Raw genomic sequence first — 1,573 nt, forward strand, 5'->3', positions numbered from 1 at the left:
CCAACGGACCCAAGCTTGCCATTTCGCCTGTATGAAGACTTCGACGCTGCCCAGGTGGGCATCAAGGTCAACGTCAAGTTCAGCGATTTCGAAGGCCTACAAGCCGGTCGCACGCCAGTGATGTACAAGGGCATTCAAGTCGGCACGTTGAAAACCTTGAAGATGAATGACGACTTGGCCACGGCCTCGGCGGAGCTGGCGTTGGATCCCCGCGCTGAAGACTATCTGGTCGAAGGCACCGAATTTTGGGTGGTCAAACCGGTGATTTCGCTGGCCGGCATCACGGGTATCGAGGCCTTGGTCAAAGGCAACTACATTGCCGTGCGCCCTGGCGAGAAGGGCAACTCGTCAGCGCGAGACTTTGTTGCCCGTCTTAAGCCGCCACCGCTGGACCTCAGTGCTCCCGGCCTGCATCTGGTGCTGTATAGCGACGTACTTGGCTCTTTGGAAGTCGGCAGCCCAGTGCTCTACAAACAGATCAAGGTCGGCAGCGTGCAAAGCTACCAACTGGCTCGCGACCGTAAACGCGTGGCCATTGGTGTGCATATCGAGCCCGAGTACGCCAACCTGGTAAACAACTCCACGCGCTTCTGGAATGCCAGCGGCATCACCCTTACCGGCGGCCTGTCTGGCGTTACGGTGAAAAGCGAGTCGCTGCAAACCTTACTGGCCGGTGGCATCAGCTTTGAAACCCCCGACCCTAAAGCCGCACCGACCAAACGGGTGCAGCGCTTTACCTTGCACACCGACCGTGAAGACGCGTTGCAGAAAGGCACCATTATCAATATCCGCGTTGCCAGCGGTGACGGGTTAAAGCCGGGCACACCGATCCGCTTCAAAGGTATCGACTTGGGTAAGGTTGAAACGGTGTCGTTGAGCGATGACCTGCAATCGGTGCTGCTCACCGCACGCATCACCGAAAGCGCCGATAAGGTCGCCCGCGTCGGCTCGCAATTCTGGGTGGTCAAGCCCGAGCTCGGCCTGATCCGTACCGCCAACCTCGACACCCTGGTCAGCGGCCTTTACCTGCAAGTACAACCTGCGGCGAAAGCCACCACACCGCAAACCCAGTTTGTTGCCCTGGACCAACCGCCGACCATCGTCACCCAGGAGAACGGCCTGAGCCTGATCCTGAGTGCGCCACGCCGTGGTTCGATCAAAGTCGATGTACCGGTTACTTACCGCGAAGTGCAGGTGGGCAAGGTGACCGGCATTGAACTGGGCTCCACAGCGGACCGCGTGCTGATCCGCGTGCTGATCGAACCGCGCTACGCCGCTCTGGTGCGCACCGGCAGCCGATTCTGGAGCGTTAGTGGCTTCTCGGTGGATTGGGGCCTGTTTAAGGGCGCTAAGGTGCGTACGGAGTCGGTGGAGTCGCTGCTGCAAGGCGGCATCGCCTTCGCGACGCCGGAGGGTGAGCAGATCGGCACGCCAGTAAAGCCGGGGCAGACCTTTGTGCTGAACGAAGAGGCCAATGATGATTGGCTGAAGTGGGCGCCGAAGATTCAGATCGGCAAGTGACAAAAAAGGGCCGCAGCGATGCGGCCCTTTTTATTGCTCGTAGGGTGTGCTG

1 protein-coding gene is annotated in these 1,573 nt (G+C 59.5%); it reads left to right on the forward strand.

The annotated features are described in order from the left end of the window. Window positions 1–1,521: MlaD family protein (locus AAAB16_RS07365; protein WP_340662760.1), on the forward strand; the 1,521-nt coding region annotated here is incomplete at its 5' end. Window positions 1,522–1,573: the final 52 nt, after the last annotated feature.

The organism is Pseudomonas sp., from assembly GCF_037994325.1.
In the GTDB taxonomy this organism is placed as follows: Bacteria; Pseudomonadota; Gammaproteobacteria; order Pseudomonadales; family Pseudomonadaceae; genus Aquipseudomonas.